The following is a 23,364-nucleotide window of genomic DNA, read 5'->3' as shown; positions in this document are numbered from 1 at the left end:
GCCTGGCCGGATAACCTCGGAATCTGCAGGTGGATTCCCTGACTGCGAGTCGAACTTCTTCGAGTCCGGTGGACGGGCGCTGACGGACACCTGCTCCACGACTGTTCCAGACATTCGTCGCCAGATGATGGTGATAGCCACCGGTCGCGTAGAAGGTGGCGCCGGGGTAATGCGTGGTGATGTCGAAACCCAGTTGGCCGGAGTAGAACGCCTCGGCCTCCGGGAGAGCACCAACCTGTAGATGCACGTGCCCGACCATTGAACCCTTGGGCGCGCCGGTCCACGGCGTTGCGGCTTCCAGAACAGAAGCGACATCCATTCGCTCCGTGGTCATCGCCACCTGGCCGTCATGCCACTGCCAGACGTTCCGTGGACGGTCGGCATAGATCTCGATGCCATTTCCTTCTGGGTCCATCAGGTAAGCAGCTTCGCTCACCAGATGGTCCGAGAGTCCCTGGAGCCGCGTCTCAAGGTCGGCCGCGTGACGCAACCACCCCCCGAGAGCACCCCGCCCGGGCAACAGAAAAGCCGTATGAAAGAGGCCTGCCTCCTGCGGCATGCGCTGGCGCGCATTCGGGTCCTTGCGCAGCTCCAGCAGCCCGCGCTCCGCGGCGCCCAAAACAGCGCCTTCGCCATCCTTGCTCAGGACCGACAAACCGACAACCGTCTCATAAAAGCGCGTGACCGTATCCAAATCCCGGACACGAAGCGCGACGCTCGCGACACTCACCGGGTCACGGTCGGGGCCATGTTCCATATCCATCATACTCTCTCCCCCGAAGCCGAACGCGAAGGTTTTGCGGCAAAGGCACCATCACCCATCAACGCGAGGGCCAGCAGAGCAACGATCCAGAGCGCGAGAAACTCCCAGCCGCCATTCGGGTTGGTGAAGAAAAAGCCCGCTGGTCCATGGACGGTCGCGATCGCGCCGATCAACGGGAGGGTCATTATCAGGGCCACCCAGCGTGTATAGGCGCCAAGGATAAGCGCCAGCGCACCGACTATTTCCCAGACGATGGTGATATAGGCGAGCCCGCCCGGCAGACCGAGAGATGTGAAGAATTGAGCGGTTCCCGCAGGGGTGAAGACAAACAGCTTCAACCCAGCATGGGCAAGAAACAAGGCACCAAGCGTGATGCGAAGCAGCAGGGCGGCATAGGGTGCCGTTCGAATATCCAGCATGACAGATCCTTCAGGGATTCGATTTCATGCCCAGAATATGGTCCTATCTGATACAGCAATAAATGGAGATACTGGCGGGATATTCATTCCAATATGGAAGTTATCCCCACGCTGGCGACCGGAACTCCTCCACCAGAAAGTCGAGCAGAACCCGAACTTTCCGCGCGAGATGCCGTCCTTGCGGATAGAGCGCGAAGATGGAGAGCGCTTCCGGCTCCCACGCCTCCAGCAAGGGTGTGACATGGCCCTTGCGCACACTTTCCATGGCGAGAAAGGCGGGAATCGACGCCACCCCCTCGCCCGCCTCGGCTGCGCGCAGACACGCTTCCGCATTCGCAAATCGAAGGCGGCCGGTCACAGGATATTCGAGCGCCTCCCCGGTCCGGGGGTCGCAAAACTTCCAGCGAAAGGGTTCCGCCATGTTGGTATCGAGGATGCAGCCATGGTCGCGGAGGTCATCCGGCACCTCGGGACGGGGATGATTAGCAAGGTAGCGGGGCGACGCACAGCGCAGAAGCCGCGCCTCCGACAGCTTGCGTCCGATCAGCGAAGGTGAATCACCAATACGACCGATGCGGACCGCCACGTCATAGCCCTCCTCCACGAGATTGACCTGACGGTCGGTGTAGGACACGTCGAGCACGATTTCCGGATAGGCTTGCGCGAAGCGAAGCAAAACCGGCGTGAGCGCCGAGACACCGAAGGACAGCGGCACGGAAGCGCGGATGCGCCCCGCCGCGGTCTGAGAGGCAGTCCGGACCGCGGCGTCCAGCGCATCGAACTCCAGCAGAAGATCGCGAAGCCCCTCGTAGTAGGCGCGTCCCGCGTCCGTCGGGTGAAGTGCCCGGGTGGTCCGGTGAAGAAGACGCACGCCAAGAGCCTGCTCCAGCCTGCCGATCAGCTTCGACGCCTGTCCGGGGCTGACACCCAGCCGTTCGGCACCGCGGGCAAAGCTGCCCGCCTCCACCACCGCCACGAACATCCGATCGGCTTCGAGCCTGTCCACCTGCCGCCTCCGCTTCCATGGCCGCAGCTAAGCAGTTTATAAGGCTTAGGAAAAGCGCTTCTTCAGGCGTGAATGGGAACGCCCTTGCGGCCCGCGAGGTCGGTAAAGAACTGCCACGCGACGCGACCGGACCGCCCCCCGCGCGTAGCCTGCCATTCGATAGCCTCTGCGCGCAGTTCATCCTCGGCTACGGGCACGTCATATGCGGCGCAATAACCGCGGATCATGGCCAGGTACTCGTCCTGATCGCAGGGGTGAAATCCCAGCCAAAGGCCAAAGCGATCAGAGAGAGAAACCTTCTCCTCCACCGCCTCGCCGGGGTTGATCGCGGTGGAGCGTTCGTTCTCGATCATGTCGCGCGGCATCAGGTGCCGCCGGTTGGAGGTCGCATAGAACAGGACATTCTCCGGGCGGCCTTCGATGCCACCGTCCAGAACCGCCTTCAGGGATTTGTAGTGCTGATCGTCGTGGCTGAAGGAAAGATCGTCACAGAACAGGAGGAACCGCTCCTCCGACCTGCGCAGGAAGTTCAGCAGCCGTGACAGGGAGGGCAGGTCTTCGCGCTGCACCTCGACCAGCTTCAGTGGCCGACCCTGACGGCGGACTTCGGCGTGAACGGCCTTCACCAGACTGGACTTCCCCATGCCGCGCGCGCCCCAGAGCAGCGCATTGTTGGCCGAAAGTCCCCGGGCGAATTGCAGGGTATTCTCCAGCAGGACGTCCCGCGCTCGATTGACGCCAATCAGGAGGGATAGGTCCACGCGCGCGACATGCGGCACCGGCTCGAGCCGATCAGGTCCGACATGCCAGACGAAGGCGTCAGCGAGCGTGAAATCCGGGAGGGCGGCGGGCGGAGGGCTCATGCGCTCCAGCGCCGCGGCGATCCGTTCGAGTGCCTGGGTCGTCACGCCTTGTCCTTCCCGTCTTCCTCGCTTTCGTCCACCCAGAGTCCTTCCGCCTTCATCTCGGCCTCCTTCCGGCGCTCGATCCGGCGGATGAGGAAGATGGAGATCTCATAGAGCGGGTAGATCGCGGCGAACAGGATGGTTTGGCTCATCACATCGGGAGGCGTGGCGATGGCTGCCACGATCAGGATGACCACCACCGCATAGCGCCGCACGCTGGCAAGCCCCTTGGAAGTGATCAGCCCGGCCTTCCCCATCAGCACGAGCAGGACCGGAAGCTGGAAACACAGGCCGAATGCTGTCACGAAACTGATCGTCAGCGACAGATATTCCGCGACGGAACCCTGAAAGGTGATGCCTGCGGTATGGGGCGTCACGCTGCCCGGCTCCGCGGGAATCGGCACGCCCGGCGATCCAACCTGCTGGAAGGTCAGGAAGAAGTTGAACGCGATCGGAATGACCACGAAAAAGGCAAAGGCCGCGCCGATGATGAACATCACCGGGGAAGCGATCAGGAACGGCAGGAAAGCGGCCTTTTCGGACCGGTAAAGGCCAGGCGCAACGAACCGCCACAGCTGATAGGCAATGATCGGGAACGACAGGACCAGACCGCCGAACATCGAAATCTTGATGGCAACGAAAAAGCCTTCCTGCAGCTTGATGAGAACAAGCCCGCAATCCTGCCCCCGCTCCGCCAGAGCGCCGCAGACAGGCCAGGTCAGGAAGTTGAAGATAGGATTCCAGACGGTGAATGCCAGGAACATGGCTGCCACGAAGGCAAGCGCTGACCAGATGAGCCGTTTTCGAAGCTCCGCAAGATGTTCGATCAGCGGGGCGGAGGAATCGTCGATATCTTCGGACTTCATACTTTGGTCCCGTCTCCGGGGCTTTCGGCCGATGCTTTCGCCACGGCGGGTTCGGATACGGGTTCAGGTGCGACAGTGCGCGGCTCCACCGCCGCCACTCCCGCGGGGTCAGTTGCGTGAGCGCTTGACGGCGTCTCCAGCGGAGCGGTGGCTGCGGGCGGTACTGGAGCCGCTGGGGGCGGCGCGGATCCGTTCGCTGCGGAAGGGGGACTCACGCCGGACGGGGTCACGCGGTTGGTGCGGGCGTCCCAGTCGTCCAACTTGCGATTGACCGCATCGAGACCCGACTGCATGGGCGAGCGAATGGAATTCAGGTCACGCTGAATATCCTTCAACCCGGCCTCGTCCGCCGCATCTTCCATGGCGCGCTGAAAATCGCGCGCCATCATGCGCCCCTTGGCCGTCACACGGCCCAGCGTGCGGAACATGGCAGGCAAATCCTTTGGCCCGACCACGACCAGCGCCACGATGCCGATCAGGACGAGTTCGCTCCAGCCGATGTCGAACATGTTCCGCTGCCTTCAGGTTCGCGGGATCAGACCTTGGTCTTTTCCTGCTCCGGGGTGGTCGCAGGCGTTACGTCACGCGCTGCGGCGGCGGATGCGGATTCGATTTCCTCCGTCCCGTCTTTCACCCCTTTCTTGAAGGCCGTGATGCCCTTGCCGACTTCACCCATCAGCGAGGAAACCTTGCCGCGCCCAAAGAGCACCAGCAGCACCACACCGATGATGAGAATTTCGGTCACTCCGAAACGACCCATGGCTTGCTCCTTCTAAGGCGTCACTGCGCCTGTTTCCCGTTCCTAAGGCCGGGTGTCAACGTGCTGACTGAAAGACTTACTCCCCCCGTTTGTCCTTTCAAAGCCCCCACAACGGTATAATCACGGAAAATCGTTCAGGGCGCTGGATAACTGAAAAGACTTGAAAAAGCGTATGTCGCGCGCTCTTTGCCCCACAAAGAACCCTGCAGTTCCCCATTCCCTGCATACAAGCAACGGGGAATCACCTTTCACATTGTAAGGTTGTTCAGGCCGCCATCCGGCATAAAGTTCTGCCCGATGAAGAAACCGGCATACTGGGAGCAGAGAAAAGCACAGGCGGCGCCGAACTCCTGCGCGGTCCCGTAGCGCCCGGCGGGAATGCTCGCATACCGGCGCTGACGCGCCTCCTCCATGGATATGCCGGCCTGCTTGGCCATGCCGCCATCGAGGGCGGTTGCGCGGTCGGTATCATGGATACCGGGAAGCAGGTTGTTGATTGCCACGCCCTTGCCCGCGACCTGCCGGGACGTGCCCGCGACAAAGCCGGTCAGCCCCGTGCGCGCCGTGTTGGACAGTCCGAGGGCTGCGATCGGCGCGCGGACGGATTGCGAGGTGATGTTCACCACCCTGCCCCAACCGCGATCCGCCATGCCGGGCACGAGCGCCTGCATAAGCGCCACCGGCGTGAGCAGGTTCGCATCAAGCGCCTTGATGAAGTCGTCGCGCGACCAATCCGTCCAGGTGCCGGGGGGCGGGCCGCCCGCATTGGTGACGAGGATATCCGCCTCTCCCGTGGCCTCCAGAACACGCGCGCGCCCTTCGGGATCGACGATATCGGCGGCGACGGTCGTCACTTCCACATCATACCGGTCGCGGATATGAGCGGCGGTCGCCTCAAGCGCCTCGGCTCCGCGCGCGTTCAGAATGAGGTCCACCCCCGCCTCTGCAAGAGCCTCGGCGCACCCCCGCCCAAGCCCTTTAGACGAGGCGCAGACCAGCGCCTTCCTGCCCCGAATACCCAGATCCATCCGCTTCTCCATCATTCCCTGAAGACGACGTAGCATCCTGCGGCGCGGGAGGCCAGTTATGCGGAACAGGCGAAAAGGCCGAAACGGCGCCCCCGTTACCGCGGGCACCTCCGCTGACCTTGTTGTGTCAGTTCCCCGAGGGCGTCGCGAACGAGCGTAGCATGAACTCCGGCACATGGTCCCCCATGCCGACGACGGGTCCATCCTCCCGCTTCTCCTTGCGGTCGCGACGGCCCTGACCCTCACGGGAGCGGTGCGGTTTCTCCTCACGCGCGGAGGATTCGGCTTCCACGCGCGGCTCTTCCGGCGGGGCGGATTTGGCCTTGGGTTTCTCGGCAGGCTTCTCCACGCGCGTTTCCGCCTCGACCTTCGGCGCCTCTGCCGGCGCCCCTGCGTCTGCCTTGCGGCGACCGCCACGGGTCCGGGTGCGCGTGGGTTTCTCCTTGCGTGGTTCGCCTGCTGCCTCGTTCTCCTCCACAGCGGCGATGGAGACCGGGTTCTCGATCCGCGGGATCGGTTGCTTGATCAGGCTTTCCACATTGGCGAGATACTTGTCGTCGGAGGGAACCGCGATTGTAAACGCCTTGCCCTTGCGGCCCGCGCGTCCCGTCCGCCCGATCCGGTGGACATAATCCTCGGGATGGCTCGGCACGTCGAAGTTGAACACATGGCTCACCGCGGGAATGTCCAGACCGCGGGCTGCCACATCGGAGGCCACGAGAATATTAATCGAGCCGTCGCGGAAGCCATCGAGCGTCTGCATCCGCTGCCGTTGCTCCAGATCGCCGTGGATGGGAGAGGCATTGAACCCATGCTGCTTGAGCGATTTCGCCAGAACATCCACATCCATCTTGCGGTTGCAGAAGATGATCGCGTTGGTGCAGGCCGCCCCTTCCTGCCGCAGCAGCCCCCGCAGGACAGCGCGTTTCTCCTTGAAGACCACGGCCCGGTCCTTGCGGGTCGGCTTGAACTCGACCAGCCCCTGCTCAATCGTTTCGGACGTCGTCGCCTGACGCGACACCTCCACCCTGACGGGGTTGGACAGGAAGGTCTTGGTGATCCGCTCGATCTCCGGCGCCATCGTGGCGGAGTAGAACAGCGTCTGCCGAGTGAAGGGCGTGAGAGAGAAGATGCGCTCGATATCCGGGATGAAGCCCATGTCGAGCATCCGATCCGCCTCATCGATCACCATCATCTGCACGCCGGTCAGCAAGAGCTTTCCGCGTTCGAAATGGTCGAGAAGCCGCCCCGGCGTTGCGATCAGGACATCCACACCCCGGTCGATGAGCTTGTCCTGCTCCCCAAAGGAGACCCCGCCGATCAGCAGCGCTTTGGTGAGCTTGGTGTATTTGGCGTAGATGTCGAAGTTGTCGGCCACCTGCGCGGCCAATTCCCGCGTAGGCGCAAGCACGAGGCTGCGCGGCATCCGCGCGCGGGCACGGCCCTTGTCAAGCCGGGTGATGAGCGGCAAGGTAAAGGAGGCGGTCTTGCCGGTGCCGGTCTGGGCAATGCCCAACACATCGCGCCCTTCGAGCGCGGGCGGAATGGCTCCCTCCTGAATGGGGGTCGGTGTCTCATAGCCCGCCTCTTCGACGGCACGGAGCACCTTCGGGTCGAGATTGAGATCTGAAAATTTTGTCATTGGCGTCCAGTGGTTCGGCGGCATCGGGCCGCGCGTTCAGGAGGACGCCGTTCCATGCGTCCCGGCTCGGGTCCGCAGGAGCGGACGCAATTGCTTACAGTAATTCCACTGGAAGGTCAACAATCGCGGCCCAGATGCTCTTCAGCGGCCGCATTCGCCGCTTGCCGGATGCCCGCGACGGTGAAACCAATGAGCGGGGCACCGCGTTGTCCCGTAACAAGGAGAGTTCCCATGATCGAGAAATACGGCACCGCAGTCTGGAACGGATCGCTGAAAGAAGGCCACGGTTCGCTCAGCACGCAAAGCAATGCGCTGACGGACAAGTCCTACAGCTATGCGACACGGTTCGAGAAAACCGGCGGCTCCAACCCGGAGGAGCTTCTGGGTGCGGCCCACGCCGGCTGCTTTTCCATGGCGCTCGCCAGCATCCTCGGGAAGAAGGGGATCACCCCTCACGAAATCGACACGACCTCCAAGATCACGCTCGACCCGAGCCAGGGTGAGATCACCAAGGCGCATCTCGTAGTGGTGATCCGCGCAGACGCGGATGAGGAGACCCTCGTCGCCGCCGCCAAGGAAGCAGAAACCGGCTGCCCCGTCTCCAAGCTGTTCAAGGCGGAGATCAGCATGGAAGCGCGGAAAGGCTGACCGTGTTGGACGCCCGGCACCCCCTCACGATCCGGTTCGGCTGTGAACTGACCATCGGTTGCGTCATGCCGACGCCGGTTGTGACGATGCTGGACGTCCATCCCGAGCGGCGGGCCGACCTCCTGACACCCGTGAAGGCAGAGATTCGCGGCGGCATTGAAGATATCGAGAGCTATCTGGACGCTCACGGCAACCTGTGCCGCCGCTTCACCGCACGCCCGGGCGATACGACCATTCTGCTAGATGGGGTGATCCGCGACGACGGCCTTCCCGATGCGGCAGACGAAGGTGCGGCGGAAAATCCGGTATCCGCCCTGCCCCCTGAAGTGCTCTACTACCTCACGGGATCGCGCTATTGCGAAACTGACACGATGAGCCAGCGCGCTTGGGATCTGTTCGGCAATCTCCCGCCGGGCAGGAGCCGGGTTCAAGCGATTCTCGACTACGGCAAATCGCAGGTCGCCTTCGACTACGCCCGCGCCAGTTCCACCCGAACCGCCTCTCAGACCCTTGCGGACGGCACGGGCGTCTGCCGCGACTTCGCGCATCTGGCCATCACCTTCTGCCGCGCGCTGAACATCCCCGCGCGCTATGTCAACGGGTATCTCGGCGATATCGGGATCCCGGCCCAGCCCAGCCCGATGGACTTCTCCGCCTGGATGGAAGTGTGGCTCGGGGACCGGTGGTGGACCTTTGACCCCCGCAACAACGCGCGGCGCATCGGGCGCATCGTCATCGCGCGCGGACGGGATGCGGCGGATGTGCCCATGCTTGCCAGCTATGGCCCGCATGAATTGAAAGGGTTCCGCGTCTGGACTGATGAGGTCTGAACCTCAGACCATCATCTCTTTCGTCGCGGTCAGTTTCAGATCGGGAAAGTCCCGCTGGATCCTGTCGATGTCCCATTGCAGCCGCGTCAGGAATACCACGTCGCCGTCGTGATCCTCGGCAATATGGCCCTTGTTTATGTTGACGAACCGCTCCAGCTCCGCTTTCGGGCCGGAGACCCAGCGCGCGGAGGTGAACTGCGACCCCTCGAACCGCACGGGAAGCGAGTATTCCTGTTCGATCCTGCTCGCTAGTACTTCGAACTGCAGTGCACCTACCACGCCCACGATGAAGCCGGAGCCGATCATCGGCTTGAATACTTTCGCGGCGCCTTCCTCCGCGAACTGCATCAGCGCCTTTTCAAGGTGCTTGGCCTTCATCGGATCACCCGCGCGCACGGTCTGCAGCAGTTCCGGAGCGAAGGAGGGGATGCCGGTGAAATGCAGCGCCTCGCCTTCCGTCAGCGCATCGCCGATCCGAAGCTGGCCGTGATTGGGGATGCCGATGATGTCGCCTGCCCACCCTTCCTCTGCCAGTTCCCGGTCAGCGGCAAGGAACAGGACCGGGTTCGACACAGCCATGGGCTTCTTGGTCCGAACGTGCAGGAGCTTCATCCCGCGCTCGAAATGCCCCGATGCCAGCCGCACGAAGGCCACGCGGTCCCGATGTTTCGGGTCCATATTCGCCTGCACCTTGAAGACAAAACCGGTCACGGCGGGTTCTTCGGGCAGGATCTGCCGCTCCAGCGCCTTCTGCGGCTGCGGCTCCGGCCCCCATTCCCCCATGCCGTCCATCAGTTCCTTCACCCCGAAGGAATTGATCGCGGAGCCAAACCAGATCGGTGTCAGCGAGCCGTTCAGCAGCGACTCACGGTCGAAGGCGGGGAGAAGCTCGCGCGCCATCTCCAGTTCCTCGCGCAGCTTCGCCAGCAGCTCGGCGGGGACGTGATCGGCCAGCTTCGGATCATCCAGCCCGCTGATCTTGATCGATTCCGCCACCCGGTTCCGGTCGGCCCGGTCCATCAGTTCCAGCCGGTCGTGCAGGATGTCGTAGCAGCCGAGGAAGTCGCGTCCCACCCCGATGGGCCAGCTGGCCGGACACACGTCGATGGCGAGGTTTTCCTGGATCTCGTCGATGATCTCGAACGTATCGCGGCTTTCCCTGTCCATCTTGTTGCAGAAGGTCAGGATCGGCAGGTCGCGCAGGCGGCAGACCTCGAACAGCTTGCGGGTCTGGCTCTCCACGCCCTTTGCGCCGTCGATCACCATGATAGCCGCATCGACCGCCGTCAGCGTGCGATAGGTATCCTCCGAGAAATCGGAGTGGCCGGGCGTGTCCACGAGATTGAACCGGAATTCCCGGTAATCGAACGACATGGCGGAGGCGGAGACGGAGATGCCTCGATCCTGCTCCATCTTCATGAAGTCGGAACGGGTGCGCCGCGCCTCTCCCTTCGCCCGGACCTGACCGGCCATCTGAATCGCCCCGCCGAACAGCAGGAACTTCTCGGTCAGCGTGGTCTTGCCGGCATCCGGGTGCGAGATGATCGCAAACGTGCGCCGGCGGGCGATTTCGGGCGGAAGGGCGGGGCGGTTCTGTGACATGCGCCCACGAATAGCGGAAGCCACGCACGGGTGCAATCGCGGCCTCCGCCGAAGGGGGTGCTTTCGCGCCGTCCGGTGATCGCCTATGGCTGGAGAAAACCCATGACGGAGAGACGGGATGCGGAAGCTGGCGGCTGGTAACTGGAAGATGAACGGCACTCGAACCTCTCTGGCCGAGGTGGATCGGCTGATCGCCGCCTGCCCGGAGCCGGGGTGCGACGTGCTGATCTGCCCCCCCGCCACGCTGATCGCTCCGCTTGTCCACAAGGCCGAGGGTGCCCTCGCCGTGGGCGGGCAGGATTGCCACTGGCTGACCTCCGGCGCGCATACCGGCGACATCTCCGCCGAGATGCTGAGCGACGCCGGCGCGACCCATGTGATCCTCGGCCACTCCGAGCGCCGGAGCGACCATGGCGAGACGGATGAGGTCGTCCGCGCCAAGGTGCAGGCCGCATGGGCGGCGGGTCTCGTCGCCATCGTCTGCGTGGGTGAGACCGAGGAGGAGCGGGACGCGGGAGGGACGCTGAACGTCATCGGGCGTCAAGTCGAAGGCTCGCTCCCCGATGGCGCGAGCGCGGAGAACACGGTCATCGCCTATGAACCCGTCTGGGCCATCGGCACCGGCCGCACCCCCACCGCCACCGAGATCGCGGAGGTTCACGCCTTCCTGCGCAGCCGCCTCGCCATCCGCTACGGAAATGCGGGCAACGGGATGCGGCTGCTCTATGGCGGCTCGGTGAAAGCCAGCAACTGCACGAGCGTCTTCGCCATAGCGAATGTCGACGGCGCGCTGGTCGGGGGCGCCTCGCTGAAGGCGGAGGATTTCGCTCCCATCGTCGAGGCGCTTTCCGCTGCCGGATGAAAGCCCTCCGCCAGTCCCCGACGGATCCAGCCTTCGTGCAGGATCCCTACCCGTTCTATGACCGTGGCCGCGCCGCGGGGCCGCTGTTCCTGTGGGAAGATTACGCCCTTCCCTGCGCAACAGGCCATGCGGAGGTGAACGCCCTCCTCCGCGACCGCCGCTTCGGGCGGGAGCCGCCGCCCGGTTTCGCACCCGAAATCCCCGCGCATCTGGCCCCGTTCTACGCGGTGGAAGCGCATTCCATGCTGGAGCTCGAGCCGCCCCGGCACACGCAGCTCCGGGGGCTGGTGCTGCGCGCCTTCACCTCCCGGCGGATCGCGGCCCTGGGGCCGGAAATCGCCGCGCTTTGCCATGACCTGATCGACATGCTGCCGGAGGACCGGGCGGACCTGCTTCCCGCCTTTGCCCAGAAGCTCCCGGTCATCGTCATCGCCCGATTGCTGGGCGTGCCAGAGAATCGGGCGGATGATCTGCTCCGCTGGTCGAACGCCATGGTGGGCATGTATCAGGCGGGGCGCACGCCGGAGATGGAAACCCGTGCCATCACCGCGACGGAGGACTTCGTGGCCTTCCTGCGGGCGCATGTGGAAAAGCGCCGTGCCGCGCCGGCCGACGATCTCCTCTCCCACCTCATCGCGGCGGAGGCGGCGGGGGACAGGCTCTCCACCGAAGAACTCATCTCCACCTGCATCCTGCTTCTGAACGCTGGGCATGAGGCAACGGTCCACACCCTTGGCAACGCGCTCAACGCGCTTGTACCCCGGGGGATCGTGCCGGTGGAGGAGACCGTTGCCCCGCTGGTTGAGGAGGTGATGCGCCATGATCCGCCGCTCCACCTTTTCACCCGCTGGTGCCGGGAGGAGGCGGAGTTGTTCGGCCATCGCTTCCGCCCCGGCGATCAGGTGGGCTGCCTGCTCGCGGCCGCGAACCGCGATCCTAAGGTCTGGCCAGACCCCACGCTCTTCGACCCGCATCGAACGCCAGGGCCGCAGCTTGCCTTTGGAGCGGGCATCCATTTCTGCGTCGGCGCGCCGCTTGCCCGGCTCGAATTGCAGATCGCCCTGCCGATCCTGTTTGCGCGGCTGAAGGGGCTTCAATTCTCCCATCCGCCGCGCTACGCCGATGTTTATCACTTCCACGGGCTGGAAGCCCTTCCTGTCACTTATGAAAGACTGCCGCGATGATCCTTCGCGAGGCGAGCCCCGCCGACCTGCCGCGACTGGCGGAAATCTACAACGACATACTCGCGACCACCGATGCCATCTGGAACGACGCCCCAGTGGATGCGGAAAACCGCGCCCAATGGCTCGCCGCGCGCCGAACACAGGGCTATCCGGTTCTGGTGGCGGAGGAGGAGGGCCGCGTGCTGGGGTATGCCAGCTTCGGCGATTTCCGGCCTTTCTCCGGCTATCGGCTGACCGTGGAGCATTCGGTCCACCTCGCGGCCGAGGCGCGCGGGCGCGGCGTAGGCCGGGTTCTCATGCAGGCGCTGATAGAAGCCGCGCGGGAGGCGGGCAAACATGTGATGGTGGGCGCCATCGGGGCAAGCAATGCCGCCTCCATCGCGCTGCACGAGAAACTCGGCTTCACCCATGTCGGCATGATGCCCGAGGTGGGTGTGCGGCAGGGGCGCTGGCTCGATCTCGTCTTGATGCAGCTCCGCCTGGACGCGGCACCTGCAAAGGATCGCTGATCCAGAATCGGCAGTAGAGAAAGTCGCCGACGCTGCCCCCCTTTGGACACCAGTGATCGCCAGATTTGAAAAGGGGGAGAGCGCCGCTACGGTGTTCTTCCGAACACCGGCTGACACAAGAGGGCAATCCCCTTTTTAGCGAAAGCTTTTGCCTCGGCTGATTGGCCCGCCCGCCTTCCTTGCATCCATCCCCCGGGCCAAGGCCTTGGATCGGCCGCCTTGCAGGTCCTGAAGCACCGGCCGATCCAAGGCCCTGAACGCACACCTGCTGCAAGAAGAACCCCGCATCATCCCTTTGCTGTCAGAAGAACGCGGCTCGAGCCTAGAGCAACCAGTCGATCGGCAGCCAACTCAGGAACCGGACCGTGGCCCGGGAAAGCCATGTGGTGTTCGGTTCCGTCAGGTGTGTGACAGGCTCGCCACCCGGCACGGGATCGAGCCAAACGATCCGGTCATTCTCCAGAGCCACGCTGTAGGCCTCATCGGGGATCTGGGAGTCAAAAGCGCTGCCCATACGCCGCGCGAGATCGGCGCTCTCGATCAGAAACCCCATTTCCGTGTTCAGATAGGCCGAGCGCGGATCAAAGTTGAACGATCCGATGAAGATCCGCTCCGCATCGACAGTGAAGGTCTTGGCGTGCAGGCTGGTCATGGAGGAGCCGAGGAGGCCGAAATTCTCCGTCTCTCGCCGTTGGTCGCTCCCCGCATCCGACTTCAGTTCGTAAAGCCGCACCCCGGCCTCTGCCAGCTGTTTACGATGCTTGATATAGCCGGAATGCACGGGCAGAACATCCGTCGCATCCTGTGAATTGGTGAGAACCCGCACCGTCACGCCGGAGCGTGCCCAATCCTCGAGTTGGCCGGAAAGCTGTTTTCCCGGCACGAAATAGGCGGAGATCAGGTCAATGGAATGACGAGGCGTTTCCAGTATCTCGCCCAGCCGAACGGCCATCAGCCCGCTCCGGTCATTTTTGCCCAACCCCTTTGCAGGATCGTCGCTGACCAGTTTCACGGGAACCCAATCAACGTTGAAGCTTCCATCCAGAAGTTCTCTAACCTCCGGATCGGAGTGAACGCGCGCGACATAGGCATCATGCGCAGAGTCCTTGCGGACGGCGGCAATCCGGGCATCCAGCAGGGCACGCGGATCTTCCGGCACCTCGACGAGACGGTCCACCGGATAGGCCGAGTCGCTGCCCCAGTAGCCATCGAAATCGGCCGACACGTCTTTCGCCACCTGCCCTACCCCAAGCACGTCGAGATCGAGATAATGCGCGTCCGGCCCGCTTTCGAAGTAGATGTCTCCAACGTTCCGCCCACCGATGATGGTGGCGATACCGTCCGCAGTGAAAGATTTGTTGTGCATCCGCCGGTTCACCCGGACGAAATCGTAGAAATAGCCGAGCCAGCGCGGATTGCGGATCGTGAACGGATTGAAAAGCCGCACTTCCGCGTTGGGGAGCGCATTCAGGGCGGCCAGTTCCGGGTCCAGATCGGGCACGCCGTTGTCATCGACGAGCAGCCGCACACGCACACCACGGTCCGCCGCCCGCCGAAGCGAGTCCAGCAGCAGCGTACCGGTCAGGTCGTTCTCCCAAATGTAATACTGGACATCGAGCGTCTGCACCGCAGCATCTGCGAGCGCCATCCGCACCGCAAAGGCGTCTGGGCCGCTGAAGACCGCTCTTATCCCGCTCTCCTTGCCATGGGCGGCCGCCTCTCCGACGATGAACCTGCCGAGCGGCGTCTCCGCAGACGGAGGAACGGCATGCGTTACCGTCCGCCCGTCGAGCGAGGGCAGGGGAAACAGCAGGCGCAGCACAGCGATGGCTACGACAATGGCCAGCGCGACGATGGCCAGACCGATCAACACGGCACGCATCACTTCACTGCGCCCCGTTCAGCGCCGACCCGGCTTCCCTCAGACTTCCTCGACAAGGCTCACCCCCCCGATGGCCTTGATCGCGCCCTTGATCTGAGGCGACACCGGATAGTCCTCGCCAAGACGGATGACGATCTCCCGGCCCGTTTCCGGGTCCGTCACACAGAATTCGATGGGCGCGCGGGAGCGGATGCGTTGCTCCGCCATCCGCTCGAACAGCGCGGCGACGGACCGCGCGGCGCGCGCTTCCTCCAGATGAATGCGAAGCCCGGAGGTTCCCGCATCGGCCACCACGCCGTCGACGGGCCCGGCGGCTCGGGCCAGCAGTTTCAGGGTGTCGGCCTCCATCGTCGCCTCCACCGTCAGCACGACCGCCGATCCCGGCTCCAGAAACTGCCGCGTCGCCTCCAACGTCTCCGAAAACACAGTCACCTCGTATAGTCCTGTCGGATCCGAAAGCTGCACGAAGGCGAAACGGTTCCCCTTGGCCGATTTCCTTTCCTGCCGGGAGGAAACGGAACCCGCAAGCTTCGCCACGGTCGGCCCGCGTTCGGCCTGCCGGGTCAGGGCCTCCAGCGTCAGGACACCCTTGCGTTTCAGAGCGGGCATGTAGTCGTCCAGCGGGTGGCCGGAGAGGTAGAAGCCGATGGCCTGATGCTCCTCCGCCAGCCGCTCCACCGGCAGCCAGTCGTCGCAGTTCACGAGCCGCGGCTCCGGCAGGTCGTCGCCCGCCTCGCCAAACAGCGACACCTGTGCCGAGATGCGTGCCTCATGCACGGCGGCAGACCAGGCGACCAGCGCATCAAGGCTATCGAACACCCGGCGCCGGTTGCGGTCCAGCGTGTCGAAGGCCCCTGCCCGCGCAAGCATCTCGAGCGGACGCTTGCCGATCCGTTTCAGGTCCACCCGGCGTGCGACATCGAACAGGTCGCGGAACGGTTTGTCGCCCCGTGCCTCCACGATGGCGCGCATCGCCTCCACGCCCACATTCTTCAGCGCACCCAGTGCATAGACAACGCGCCCATCCTTCACGCTGAAGGTGGCGAGCGAGCGGTTCACGCAAGGCGGCACCGTCTCTATTCCCAGCCGGTCCACCTCGCGCTTGTAGACGTTCAGCTTGTCCGTCAGATGGATATCGCAATTCATGACGGCGGCCATGAACTCCACGGGATGGTTCGCCTTGAGCCAGGCGGTCTGGTAGCTCACCACGGCATAGGCCGCGGCGTGCGACTTGTTGAAGCCGTAGTTGGCGAATTTTTCCAGGAGGTCAAAGACCTCCCCCGCTTTCTTGATGTCCACGCCGTTCGCCATGGCACCGTTGACGAACTTGGGACGTTCCTTCGCCATCTCCTCGGCGATCTTCTTGCCCATGGCGCGGCGGAGCAGGTCGGCGCCGCCCAGGCTGTAGCCCGCCATCACCTGCGCGATCTGCATCACCTGTTCCTGATAGACGATGATGCCCTGCGTCTCGGCCAGGATATGGTCGATGGAGGGGTGGATCGACTCTATGGGCCGGAGGCCGTTCTTCACCTCGCAATAGGTGGGAATGTTCTCCATCGGACCGGGACGGTATAGCGCGACGAGCGCCACGATATCCTCGATGCAGGTGGGTTTCATGCGCCGCAGCGCATCCATCATGCCGGAGCTTTCCACCTGGAACACCGCGACGGTCTTGGCGGAGGCGTAAAGCTCATAGGTCGGAACATCGTCGAGCGGGATATGCCCGATGTCGTTCGCGGCCCCCTCCTTCGGCACGTAAAGCGCCCGCCCGTCGGCGGAGCGGTGCAGCTCACCCCCGCCTGAAAGGATCAGGTCGATGGCGTTCTGGATCACGGTCAGCGTCTTCAGTCCGAGGAAGTCGAACTTCACCAGACCCGCCGCCTCCACCCACTTCATGTTGAACTGGGTAGCGGGCATGTCGGACCGCGGATCCTGATAGAGCGGCACCAGCGCGTCAAGCGGCCTGTCCCCGATCACCACGCCCGCGGCGTGGGTGGAGGCGTTGCGCAGAAGCCCTTCGATCTGCTCGGCATAGCCCAGCAGACGGGCCACCACCTCCTCCGCCCGTGCGGCTTCGCGCAGGCGGGGCTCATCCGCCAGCGCCTTGGCGATGGAGACGGGCTTCACCCCCTCCACCGGGATCATCTTGGAAAGACGGTCCACCTGCCCGTAAGGCATCTGGAGCACGCGTCCCACGTCGCGCACCGCGGCCTTCGACAGCAGCGCGCCGAAGGTGATGATCTGGCCCACCTTGTCACGGCCGTATTTCTCCTGAACGTAGCGGATGACTTCCTCCCGCCGGTCCATGCAGAAGTCGATGTCGAAGTCCGGCATCGAAACCCGTTCCGGGTTCAGGAAGCGTTCGAACAGCAGACTGTAGCGCAGGGGGTCAAGATCGGTGATGGTCAGCGCATAGGCCACCAGCGACCCCGCGCCCGAGCCCCGGCCCGGACCCACCGGGATATCGCGCTGCTTGGCCCATTTGATGAAATCGGCCACGATCAGGAAATAGCCTGGAAACCCCATCTGCTCGATGATGCCGAGCTCGAAGGTCAGCCGCGCCTCATATTCCGCGACACTCGCGGAATGCGGGATCACGGCCAGCCGCTCTCGCAGACCGTTCCATGCCTGACGGCGCAGTTCCTCCACCTCGTCATCGGCAAAGCGCGGCAGGATGGGCGGGTGCTTCTTCACCTTGAAGGCGCAGCGGCGGGCGATCTCCACCGTGTTCTCCACCGCCTCCGGCAGATCGGCGAAGAGCGTGACCATCTCCGCCTCGGACTTGAAGTAATGCTGGGGGGTCAGCCGCCGGCGCGGTTCCTGCTGATCGACATAGGCGCCCTCCGCGATGCAGATCATCGCGTCGTGGGCCTCATACATCTCGGTCTTGGGGAAATAGACATCGTTGGTGGCGACGAGCGGCAGGCCCATGGCATAGGCCATCTCCACAAAGCCCTGCTCCGTTGCTCGCTCTGCCAGCGCGGGGGTCCCCCCCTCTCCCGGATGGCGCTGGATCTCCACGTAAAGGCGGTCGGGATAGATCCGGGCCAGTTGCTCCAGCAGCACCTCGGCCTTGTCGCGGTGACCGGCGATCAGATGCTGGCCGACCGCACCCTCCGGCCCGCCGGTCAGGCAGATCAGCCCCTCGGCATGGGTTGCCAACTCCTCCACGGTGACGGACGGCAGCTCCCCCCCCGCATCCAGATAGAGACAGGAGGAGAGCTTCATCAGGTTCCGGTACCCTGCCTCGTTCTGCGCCAGCAGCACGACCGGCGCGGCGCGGCGGGCCTTCTGGCCGGGCGCAGCCGCTCCAGTCAGCACGGACACCTGACAGCCGACGATGGGCTGCACGCCTGCGCCGCTGGCCAGGGTGGAAAACTCCAGCGCGCCGAACATGCTGTTCGTGTCGGTCAGCGCAACGGCGGGCATCCCTGCCTCCACGCAGAGCTTCACCAGCTTCTTCACAGGCACCGCCCCTTCGAGGAGCGAATATTCGGAATGGACGCGGAGATGGATGAATCGGGGAGCGGTCATGGGCGGGAGCTTACGCCCTCCCGTGCGGGGAGCAAAGTGCTGGACAGAATTCCGTTGCGCATCTAGCGTTCCGGCATGCGGATCGAGCGTCTGGATCATCTCGTGCTGACCGTCGCCTCCGTTGAAGCGACGGTGGATTTCTATACCCGCGTGCTGGGGATGGAGGCCGTGACCTTCGGCGCGGGGCGCAGGGCCCTTGCCTTTGGCCGGCAGAAGATCAACCTCCATCAGCGGGGCAAGGAGATCGACCCGAAAGCCAGGCACCCGACCCCCGGCTCCGGCGATCTGTGCTTCATCAGCGCAGAGCCGCTGGACGAAGTCATCCGCCATCTCGCCCGGACAGGCACCCCGGTGGAGGAAGGACCCGTGGAGCGGACGGGGGCAGAAGGACCGATCCGCTCCGTCTATCTCCGCGACCCGGACGGCAATCTGATCGAGATTTCCACTTACTGACGTCGCTCAGGCAGTTCGATCCGGTTGCAAAGGTTGGGCTTGCACACAAACCCGATCATGGTTCGGCAGCTTCTCGTCGGCGAGTACCGGAATAGCCGCGGCCGCACCCGGCGGAGCATGGCGGCCGGGTCGCTGATTTCGAAGGTCGCTGACTTCGAACGCGGGCACCGCGGCGGCGGGCCAGAACGGCTGCTCCTGCACCTCCCGGGGGGAGGGACATTGCCGCCTCAGGTCGACACCCCGCCCCGCGAGGCAAGCGCCGGAGGTTCCGGAATTTCGGCAAAACCGAGGTAGGGAAAGGAGGCGCGCGCGGCGTCCTCCACCTCCGCCCGGCAAGGCAAGGCAGGGCAAGCTGGACACGATGAATGGACAGGAGCAGAAATAGAACGGGAGCGCCATCCGAGGCCTCCGCCTCTGCTGCCGAACGTCAATCGCACGCGGAAAGGGCCAATTCCTTCACCCGGCGACATTTTATGAGCATTGCGATCACATTCCCGGCGCGGGACACCGCTCCTGCAAGTGCCGGGCGTAGATATCTGTTGCCAAGCGGGAGGGGCTGCGCTTACCTCGACCTCAAGAACGCGCGCCCCTCTTACGCCGCATCGGACGGGGCACCAGACGCTTCAGGGAGTAAAGCGGCAGGTCATATTCAATGGAGATCGCGTTTCTGCTGAACGGAACGCCGGTCAGGGTTGCGGGCGAACCGCCGACCCGGACCCTTCTCGACTGGCTGCGCGATGAGCGCGGCCTTACCGGAACCAAGGAAGGCTGTAACGAGGGCGATTGCGGCGCCTGCACGGTGATGGTCGCCGATGAGGACGGCGCGCGCGCGCTCAACGCCTGCATCCTGTTTCTGCCGCAGCTTCACGGCAAGGCCGTCCGCACCGTCGAAGGCATCGCCGGTCCTGCGGGCGAGCCGCATCCCGTCCAGACCGCGATGGTGGAGAAACACGGCAGCCAGTGCGGCTTCTGCACGCCCGGTTTCATCGTTTCCATGGCCGTCGCGCATCTGAACGGCCGGCGCGACCATGACACGGTGCTTGCGGGCAACCTCTGCCGCTGCACCGGCTATGCACCGATCGTGCGTGCGGCGGAGGCCGCCGAAAGCGCGCCCGTGCCCGGCTGGATGCATGACCCCGCGCAAGATGTCGCGCAGGCCGTCGGCGGAGAGGATGTTTTCATGCCCCGCAGCAGCGATGCGCTCGCCACGTGGTACCTGGAACACCCGGAAGCCGTCCTGATCGCCGGGGCCACGGATGTGGGGCTCTGGGTCACGAAGGACCTGCGCGATCCTGCGCCCGTCGCATTCCTTGCCGGAATCGCCGATATGAAGCGCATCGAGATCGGGGAGGAGGAGATCCGCATAGGCGCGGGCGTCACCATCTCCGCCTTCGGAACCGCGATTGCCCCGTTCCACCCCAGCCTCGGCGAGATGATCCGGCGCTTCGCCAGCACCCAGATTCGCAACGCGGGCACGATCGGCGGCAATATCGCCAACGGCTCCCCCATCGGCGACGGGCCGCCCGCACTGATCGCGCTTGGCGCGACGCTCCACCTGCGACGGGGAGAGGAGCGGCGGACGCTGCCGCTGGAGGCGTTCTTCCTCGACTACCGCAAGCAGGATCGCCGCCCCGGAGAGTTCGTGGAGGCGGTGTCCATTCCCCGCCGGCCCGCCCCCCTCCAGCCCGACCGGCTGCGCTGCTACAAGCTTTCCAAGCGCTTCGATCAGGATATCTCAGCGGTCTGCGGCTGTTTCAACGTCACGGTGGAGGATGGCACAGTCACCGCGGCGCGGATCGCATTCGGCGGCATGGCGGGCATCCCGAAACGCGCCTCCGGCGTGGAGAGACTGCTCATCGGCCAGCCTTGGACGGAGGCCACCATCGCCCGCGCGATACCGGCCTTGACCGAAGATTTCACGCCGCTGACCGACATGCGGGCCTCCGCCGCCTACCGGCTGGAGACGGCGGGCAACATGCTCACACGCTACTTCCACGATCTTGCGGGCGCGCCGGTGAACATTCTGGAGGTGCAGCCATGAGCGTGGCAAAACCCCTCCCCCATGACGCGGCGCCCCTGCATGTCAGCGGCAAGGCCCGCTACGTGGATGACATCCCCGTGCCCGCCAACACGCTGTCGCTGGCGTTCGGCCTGTCCACGGTTGCGCGGGGGCGTGTGACATCCCTTGATCTTGCACCGGTGCGCGCAGCGCAGGGCGTGGTGGCGGTGATGGGACCGGAGGATCTCCATCCGATCCCCGACGTCTCTCCCGGCGCGCATGACGAGCCGCTGATCGCAGATGGCGTCGTGCGCTATGTCGGCCATCCGCTGTTCATCGTTGCCGCCACGAGCCACCGCGCGGCGCGTCAGGCCGCAAGACTGGCCCGCGTGACCTATGCGGAAGAGGAGCCCATCCTCAGCGTGGAGGCAGCACTTGCCGCCAGCAGCCGGTTCGAACAGGGACCGGTGACCTGGACCAAGGGCGAGGCCGAAGCCGCCATTGCCGCCGCACCCCGCGTGGTGACAGGCCGGATCGAGATGGGCGGGCAGGAGCACTTCTATCTCGAAGGGCAAGCCGCGCTCGTGCTGCCGCAGGAAGGGGGGGACATGATCGTCCATTCCTCCACCCAGCACCCGACAGAGATCCAGCACAAAGTGGCGGAGGCGCTTGACCTGCCCATGAATGCCGTGCGGGTGGAGGTGCGCCGCATGGGCGGCGGTTTCGGCGGCAAGGAAAGTCAGGGAAACCATCTGGCCGTGGCCTGTGCGCTGATGGCGCGGGCGACAGGACGGCCCTGCAAGATGCGCTACGACCGGGATGACGACATGACGGTCACCGGCAAGCGGCACGATTTCCGCATCGACTACCGGGTTGGCATCGACGGCGAGGGGCGGATCCTCGGCATCGCTTTCGACCAGTACACGCGCGCGGGCTGGAGCCAGGATCTGACGCTCGCGGTGGCGGACCGAGCCATGCTGCATGCCGACAATGCCTACTACCTGCCTGCCGCCCGGATCACCTCGCACCGGCTGAAAACCAACATGCAGAGCGCCACGGCCTATCGCGGTTTCGGCGGTCCGCAGGGCATGCTGGGGATCGAGCGCGTGCTCGACCACATCGCCCATGCCGTGGGGCGCGATCCGCTGGAGGTCAGAAAGCTCAACTTCTACGCGCCCGCCCGGCCCGACGCACATCCCGTCATCATCGGGGAACCGGCGCCCGAAACGCCCGACCCCGAGATCCCGGAGGACCGTGTGACTTCCGGCGACCATACGGTCGAGCGGGTCCGTGTCGATCCGGACGGGCTGCAGACGACGCCCTACCACATGCCGGTCGAGGATTTCGTCCTGCACGAGATGGTCGCCGAACTGGAACAGATGGCGGACTACGCCGCCCGGCGTGATGCGATACGCGCGTGGAACCGGACGAGTCCGGTGCTCAAGCGCGGCATCGCGCTGACGCCGGTCAAGTTCGGCATCTCCTTCACGCTCACGCATCTCAATCAGGCGGGCGCGCTGGTGCATGTCTATTCGGACGGCTCGATCCACCTGAACCACGGCGGCACGGAGATGGGACAGGGCTTGTTCCAGAAGGTGGCGCAGGTCACGGCGGCCTCCTTCGGGGTGGAGGCCGACCGGGTGAAGATCACCGCGACCGATACAGGCAAGGTGCCCAATACCTCGGCCACGGCGGCCTCCTCCGGCTCGGATCTGAACGGCATGGCGGCAAAGGCCGCGGCCGACACGATCAGGGAGCGGATGGCCGCCCATCTGGCCGAAAGCCACCAGACGACGCCGGAAAAGGTGCGCTTTGCCGACGGACGGGTCGAGGTGGCGGGCGAAAGCTACAGCTTCGCCGAGGCGGCAGCACTTTGCTACCAGCACCGGGTGAGCCTGTCCTCCACCGGGTTCTACGCCACACCGAAGATCACGTGGGACAGGCTGCGCGGCGTGGGACGGCCGTTCTTCTACTTCGCCTATGGCGCCTCCGTCACCGAAGTGGTCATCGACACGCTGACCGGAGAGAACCGGATCCTGCGGGCAGACATCCTCCACGATGCGGGCGCGTCGCTGAACCCCGCGCTGGATATCGGTCAGGTGGAGGGCGGTTACGTGCAGGGCGCGGGATGGCTCACGACGGAAGAGCTGGTGTGGGACGACAAGGGGCGGCTCCGCACCCATGCGCCCTCCACCTACAAGATCCCCGCCTGCTCCGATCGGCCGCGCAGCTTCAACGTGCATCTGTGGGAAAAGGGCCGGAACCGGGAGGATACGATCTACCGCTCCAAGGCGGTGGGGGAGCCGCCCTTCATGCATGGCATATCGGCGCTGATGGCCCTGTCAGACGCCATCGCGGCCTGCGGGGACGGCTCTGCCTATCCCGACCTGCACGCCCCCGCGACGCCGGAGCGGATCCTCTCGGCCATCGCCCGGCAGCGGAGGCAGCCATGACCCGGAGCGCGCATGCCTC

The 23,364-nt window shown here is 64.6% G+C and carries 20 protein-coding genes; 8 read left to right on the top strand and 12 right to left on the bottom strand.

Going from position 1 to position 23,364, the window contains the following annotated elements:
* From CG51_RS15650 to CG51_RS15610, 9 genes are all read right to left on the bottom strand, one after another.
* Positions 1-766: VOC family protein (locus tag CG51_RS15650; RefSeq protein ID WP_051930709.1), on the bottom strand; the 766-nt coding region annotated here is incomplete at its 3' end.
* Complete coding sequence (locus CG51_RS15645; protein WP_035746537.1) at positions 763-1,182, bottom strand: DoxX family protein; 420 nt, start codon at positions 1,180-1,182, stop codon at positions 763-765. The genes CG51_RS15645 and CG51_RS15650, both read right to left, overlap by 4 nt.
* Before the next feature lie 100 nt (positions 1,183-1,282).
* Positions 1,283-2,188 carry a LysR family transcriptional regulator gene (locus tag CG51_RS15640; RefSeq protein WP_035746536.1) on the bottom strand — a complete coding sequence of 302 codons (906 nt, stop codon included), beginning with the start codon at positions 2,186-2,188 and terminating at the stop codon, positions 1,283-1,285.
* Between the two features lie 62 nt (positions 2,189-2,250).
* Positions 2,251-3,051: an ATP-binding protein gene (locus tag CG51_RS15635; protein WP_416171638.1), complete on the bottom strand. Its 801-nt coding sequence runs from the start codon at positions 3,049-3,051 to the stop codon at positions 2,251-2,253.
* A gap of 41 nt (positions 3,052-3,092) precedes the next feature.
* Positions 3,093-3,959: a twin-arginine translocase subunit TatC gene (gene tatC, locus CG51_RS15630; protein WP_035746534.1), complete on the bottom strand. Its 867-nt coding sequence runs from the start codon at positions 3,957-3,959 to the stop codon at positions 3,093-3,095.
* Entirely contained in the window at positions 3,956-4,468 is a 513-nt protein-coding gene (tatB, locus tag CG51_RS15625; RefSeq protein WP_035746532.1) for a Sec-independent protein translocase protein TatB, read from the bottom strand. Before tatB ends, tatC begins: the two co-directional genes overlap by 4 nt.
* A 26-nt stretch (positions 4,469-4,494) precedes the next feature.
* The gene (locus CG51_RS15620) at positions 4,495-4,719 is read right to left on the bottom strand and encodes a twin-arginine translocase TatA/TatE family subunit (RefSeq protein ID WP_035746531.1); all 225 of its coding nucleotides are present in this window, start codon (positions 4,717-4,719) and stop codon (positions 4,495-4,497) included.
* Between the two features lie 248 nt (positions 4,720-4,967).
* Positions 4,968-5,747, bottom strand: a complete 780-nt coding sequence (locus tag CG51_RS15615) for an SDR family oxidoreductase (RefSeq protein WP_035746543.1) — start codon at positions 5,745-5,747, stop codon at positions 4,968-4,970.
* A 127-nt stretch (positions 5,748-5,874) separates the two neighbouring features.
* Positions 5,875-7,389 carry a DEAD/DEAH box helicase gene (locus CG51_RS15610; RefSeq protein WP_035746530.1) on the bottom strand — a complete coding sequence of 505 codons (1,515 nt, stop codon included), beginning with the start codon at positions 7,387-7,389 and terminating at the stop codon, positions 5,875-5,877.
* A gap of 231 nt (positions 7,390-7,620) precedes the next feature.
* On the opposite strand from CG51_RS15610, the gene CG51_RS15605 reads away from it, so the two are divergent.
* Together CG51_RS15605 and CG51_RS15600 are read left to right on the top strand one after the other, a co-directional pair.
* The gene (locus CG51_RS15605; RefSeq protein ID WP_179285827.1) at positions 7,621-8,037 is read left to right on the top strand and encodes an OsmC family peroxiredoxin; all 417 of its coding nucleotides are present in this window, start codon (positions 7,621-7,623) and stop codon (positions 8,035-8,037) included.
* Positions 8,038-8,102: 65 nt separating this feature from the next.
* Positions 8,103-8,867, top strand: coding sequence for a transglutaminase-like domain-containing protein (locus CG51_RS15600; RefSeq protein ID WP_051930711.1), 765 nt, complete (start codon positions 8,103-8,105; stop codon positions 8,865-8,867).
* A gap of 3 nt (positions 8,868-8,870) precedes the next feature.
* Here CG51_RS15600 and CG51_RS15595 read toward each other — a convergent pair whose 3' ends face one another.
* Complete coding sequence (locus CG51_RS15595) at positions 8,871-10,469, bottom strand: peptide chain release factor 3 (RefSeq protein ID WP_035746528.1); 1,599 nt, start codon at positions 10,467-10,469, stop codon at positions 8,871-8,873.
* A gap of 118 nt (positions 10,470-10,587) precedes the next feature.
* On the opposite strand from CG51_RS15595, the gene tpiA reads away from it, so the two are divergent.
* Genes tpiA through CG51_RS15580 form a run of 3 tightly spaced genes read left to right on the top strand, consistent with a single transcriptional unit; the run spans position 10,588 to position 13,024 of the window.
* On the top strand, positions 10,588-11,331 hold the full coding sequence (gene tpiA, locus CG51_RS15590) for a triose-phosphate isomerase (RefSeq protein ID WP_035746527.1): 744 nt from the start codon (positions 10,588-10,590) through the stop codon (positions 11,329-11,331).
* A complete protein-coding gene (locus CG51_RS15585) occupies positions 11,328-12,515 on the top strand; it encodes a cytochrome P450 (protein WP_035746525.1) in 1,188 nt (395 codons plus the stop codon). The genes tpiA and CG51_RS15585 overlap by 4 nt, the downstream gene beginning before the upstream one ends.
* On the top strand, positions 12,512-13,024 hold the full coding sequence (locus tag CG51_RS15580) for a GNAT family N-acetyltransferase (protein ID WP_035746524.1): 513 nt from the start codon (positions 12,512-12,514) through the stop codon (positions 13,022-13,024). Before CG51_RS15585 ends, CG51_RS15580 begins: the two co-directional genes overlap by 4 nt.
* Positions 13,025-13,346: 322 nt before the next feature.
* Here the strand turns inward: CG51_RS15580 and CG51_RS15575 are convergent, their stop codons facing one another.
* Together CG51_RS15575 and dnaE are read right to left on the bottom strand one after the other, a co-directional pair.
* Entirely contained in the window at positions 13,347-14,906 is a 1,560-nt protein-coding gene (locus CG51_RS15575) for a phospholipase D family protein (protein ID WP_035746523.1), read from the bottom strand.
* Between the two features lie 39 nt (positions 14,907-14,945).
* Complete coding sequence (dnaE, locus tag CG51_RS15570) at positions 14,946-18,440, bottom strand: DNA polymerase III subunit alpha (protein WP_035746522.1); 3,495 nt, start codon at positions 18,438-18,440, stop codon at positions 14,946-14,948.
* Positions 18,441-18,515: 75 nt separating this feature from the next.
* Here dnaE and CG51_RS15565 point away from each other — a divergent pair, with 75 nt between their 5' ends.
* The 3 genes from CG51_RS15565 to xdhB all read left to right on the top strand — a co-directional run bounded on the left by CG51_RS15565 (position 18,516) and on the right by xdhB (position 23,345).
* Positions 18,516-18,893, top strand: a complete 378-nt coding sequence (locus CG51_RS15565) for a VOC family protein (RefSeq protein WP_035746521.1) — start codon at positions 18,516-18,518, stop codon at positions 18,891-18,893.
* 652 nt (positions 18,894-19,545) lie between these two features.
* Positions 19,546-20,934, top strand: coding sequence for a xanthine dehydrogenase small subunit (gene xdhA / locus CG51_RS15560; protein ID WP_035746519.1), 1,389 nt, complete (start codon positions 19,546-19,548; stop codon positions 20,932-20,934).
* The gene (gene xdhB, locus CG51_RS15555) at positions 20,931-23,345 is read left to right on the top strand and encodes a xanthine dehydrogenase molybdopterin binding subunit (protein WP_035746517.1); all 2,415 of its coding nucleotides are present in this window, start codon (positions 20,931-20,933) and stop codon (positions 23,343-23,345) included. The genes xdhA and xdhB overlap by 4 nt, the downstream gene beginning before the upstream one ends.
* The last annotated feature ends 19 nt before the right edge of the window (positions 23,346-23,364 follow it).

This window comes from Haematobacter missouriensis, assembly GCF_000740775.1.
GTDB lineage: Bacteria > Pseudomonadota > Alphaproteobacteria > Rhodobacterales > Rhodobacteraceae > Haematobacter > Haematobacter missouriensis.
Note: the sequence above shows the minus strand (reverse complement) of the source record. Positions and strands in the feature narration are given on the sequence as shown.

Coding starts and splice junctions, on each gene's coding strand:
- CG51_RS15645 (WP_035746537.1), bottom strand. CDS start 1,182: ATGCTGGATATTCGAACGGCACCCTATGCCGCCCTGCTGCTTCGCATC.
- CG51_RS15635 (WP_416171638.1), bottom strand. CDS start 3,051: ATGAGCCCTCCGCCCGCCGCCCTCCCGGATTTCACGCTCGCTGACGCC.
- tatC (WP_035746534.1), bottom strand. CDS start 3,959: ATGAAGTCCGAAGATATCGACGATTCCTCCGCCCCGCTGATCGAACAT.
- tatB (WP_035746532.1), bottom strand. CDS start 4,468: ATGTTCGACATCGGCTGGAGCGAACTCGTCCTGATCGGCATCGTGGCG.
- CG51_RS15620 (WP_035746531.1), bottom strand. CDS start 4,719: ATGGGTCGTTTCGGAGTGACCGAAATTCTCATCATCGGTGTGGTGCTG.
- CG51_RS15615 (WP_035746543.1), bottom strand. CDS start 5,747: ATGGATCTGGGTATTCGGGGCAGGAAGGCGCTGGTCTGCGCCTCGTCT.
- CG51_RS15610 (WP_035746530.1), bottom strand. CDS start 7,389: ATGACAAAATTTTCAGATCTCAATCTCGACCCGAAGGTGCTCCGTGCC.
- CG51_RS15605 (WP_179285827.1), top strand. CDS start 7,621: ATGATCGAGAAATACGGCACCGCAGTCTGGAACGGATCGCTGAAAGAA.
- CG51_RS15600 (WP_051930711.1), top strand. CDS start 8,103: ATGCCGACGCCGGTTGTGACGATGCTGGACGTCCATCCCGAGCGGCGG.
- CG51_RS15595 (WP_035746528.1), bottom strand. CDS start 10,469: ATGTCACAGAACCGCCCCGCCCTTCCGCCCGAAATCGCCCGCCGGCGC.
- tpiA (WP_035746527.1), top strand. CDS start 10,588: ATGCGGAAGCTGGCGGCTGGTAACTGGAAGATGAACGGCACTCGAACC.
- CG51_RS15585 (WP_035746525.1), top strand. CDS start 11,328: ATGAAAGCCCTCCGCCAGTCCCCGACGGATCCAGCCTTCGTGCAGGAT.
- CG51_RS15580 (WP_035746524.1), top strand. CDS start 12,512: ATGATCCTTCGCGAGGCGAGCCCCGCCGACCTGCCGCGACTGGCGGAA.
- CG51_RS15575 (WP_035746523.1), bottom strand. CDS start 14,906: ATGCGTGCCGTGTTGATCGGTCTGGCCATCGTCGCGCTGGCCATTGTC.
- dnaE (WP_035746522.1), bottom strand. CDS start 18,440: ATGACCGCTCCCCGATTCATCCATCTCCGCGTCCATTCCGAATATTCG.
- CG51_RS15565 (WP_035746521.1), top strand. CDS start 18,516: ATGCGGATCGAGCGTCTGGATCATCTCGTGCTGACCGTCGCCTCCGTT.
- xdhA (WP_035746519.1), top strand. CDS start 19,546: ATGGAGATCGCGTTTCTGCTGAACGGAACGCCGGTCAGGGTTGCGGGC.
- xdhB (WP_035746517.1), top strand. CDS start 20,931: ATGAGCGTGGCAAAACCCCTCCCCCATGACGCGGCGCCCCTGCATGTC.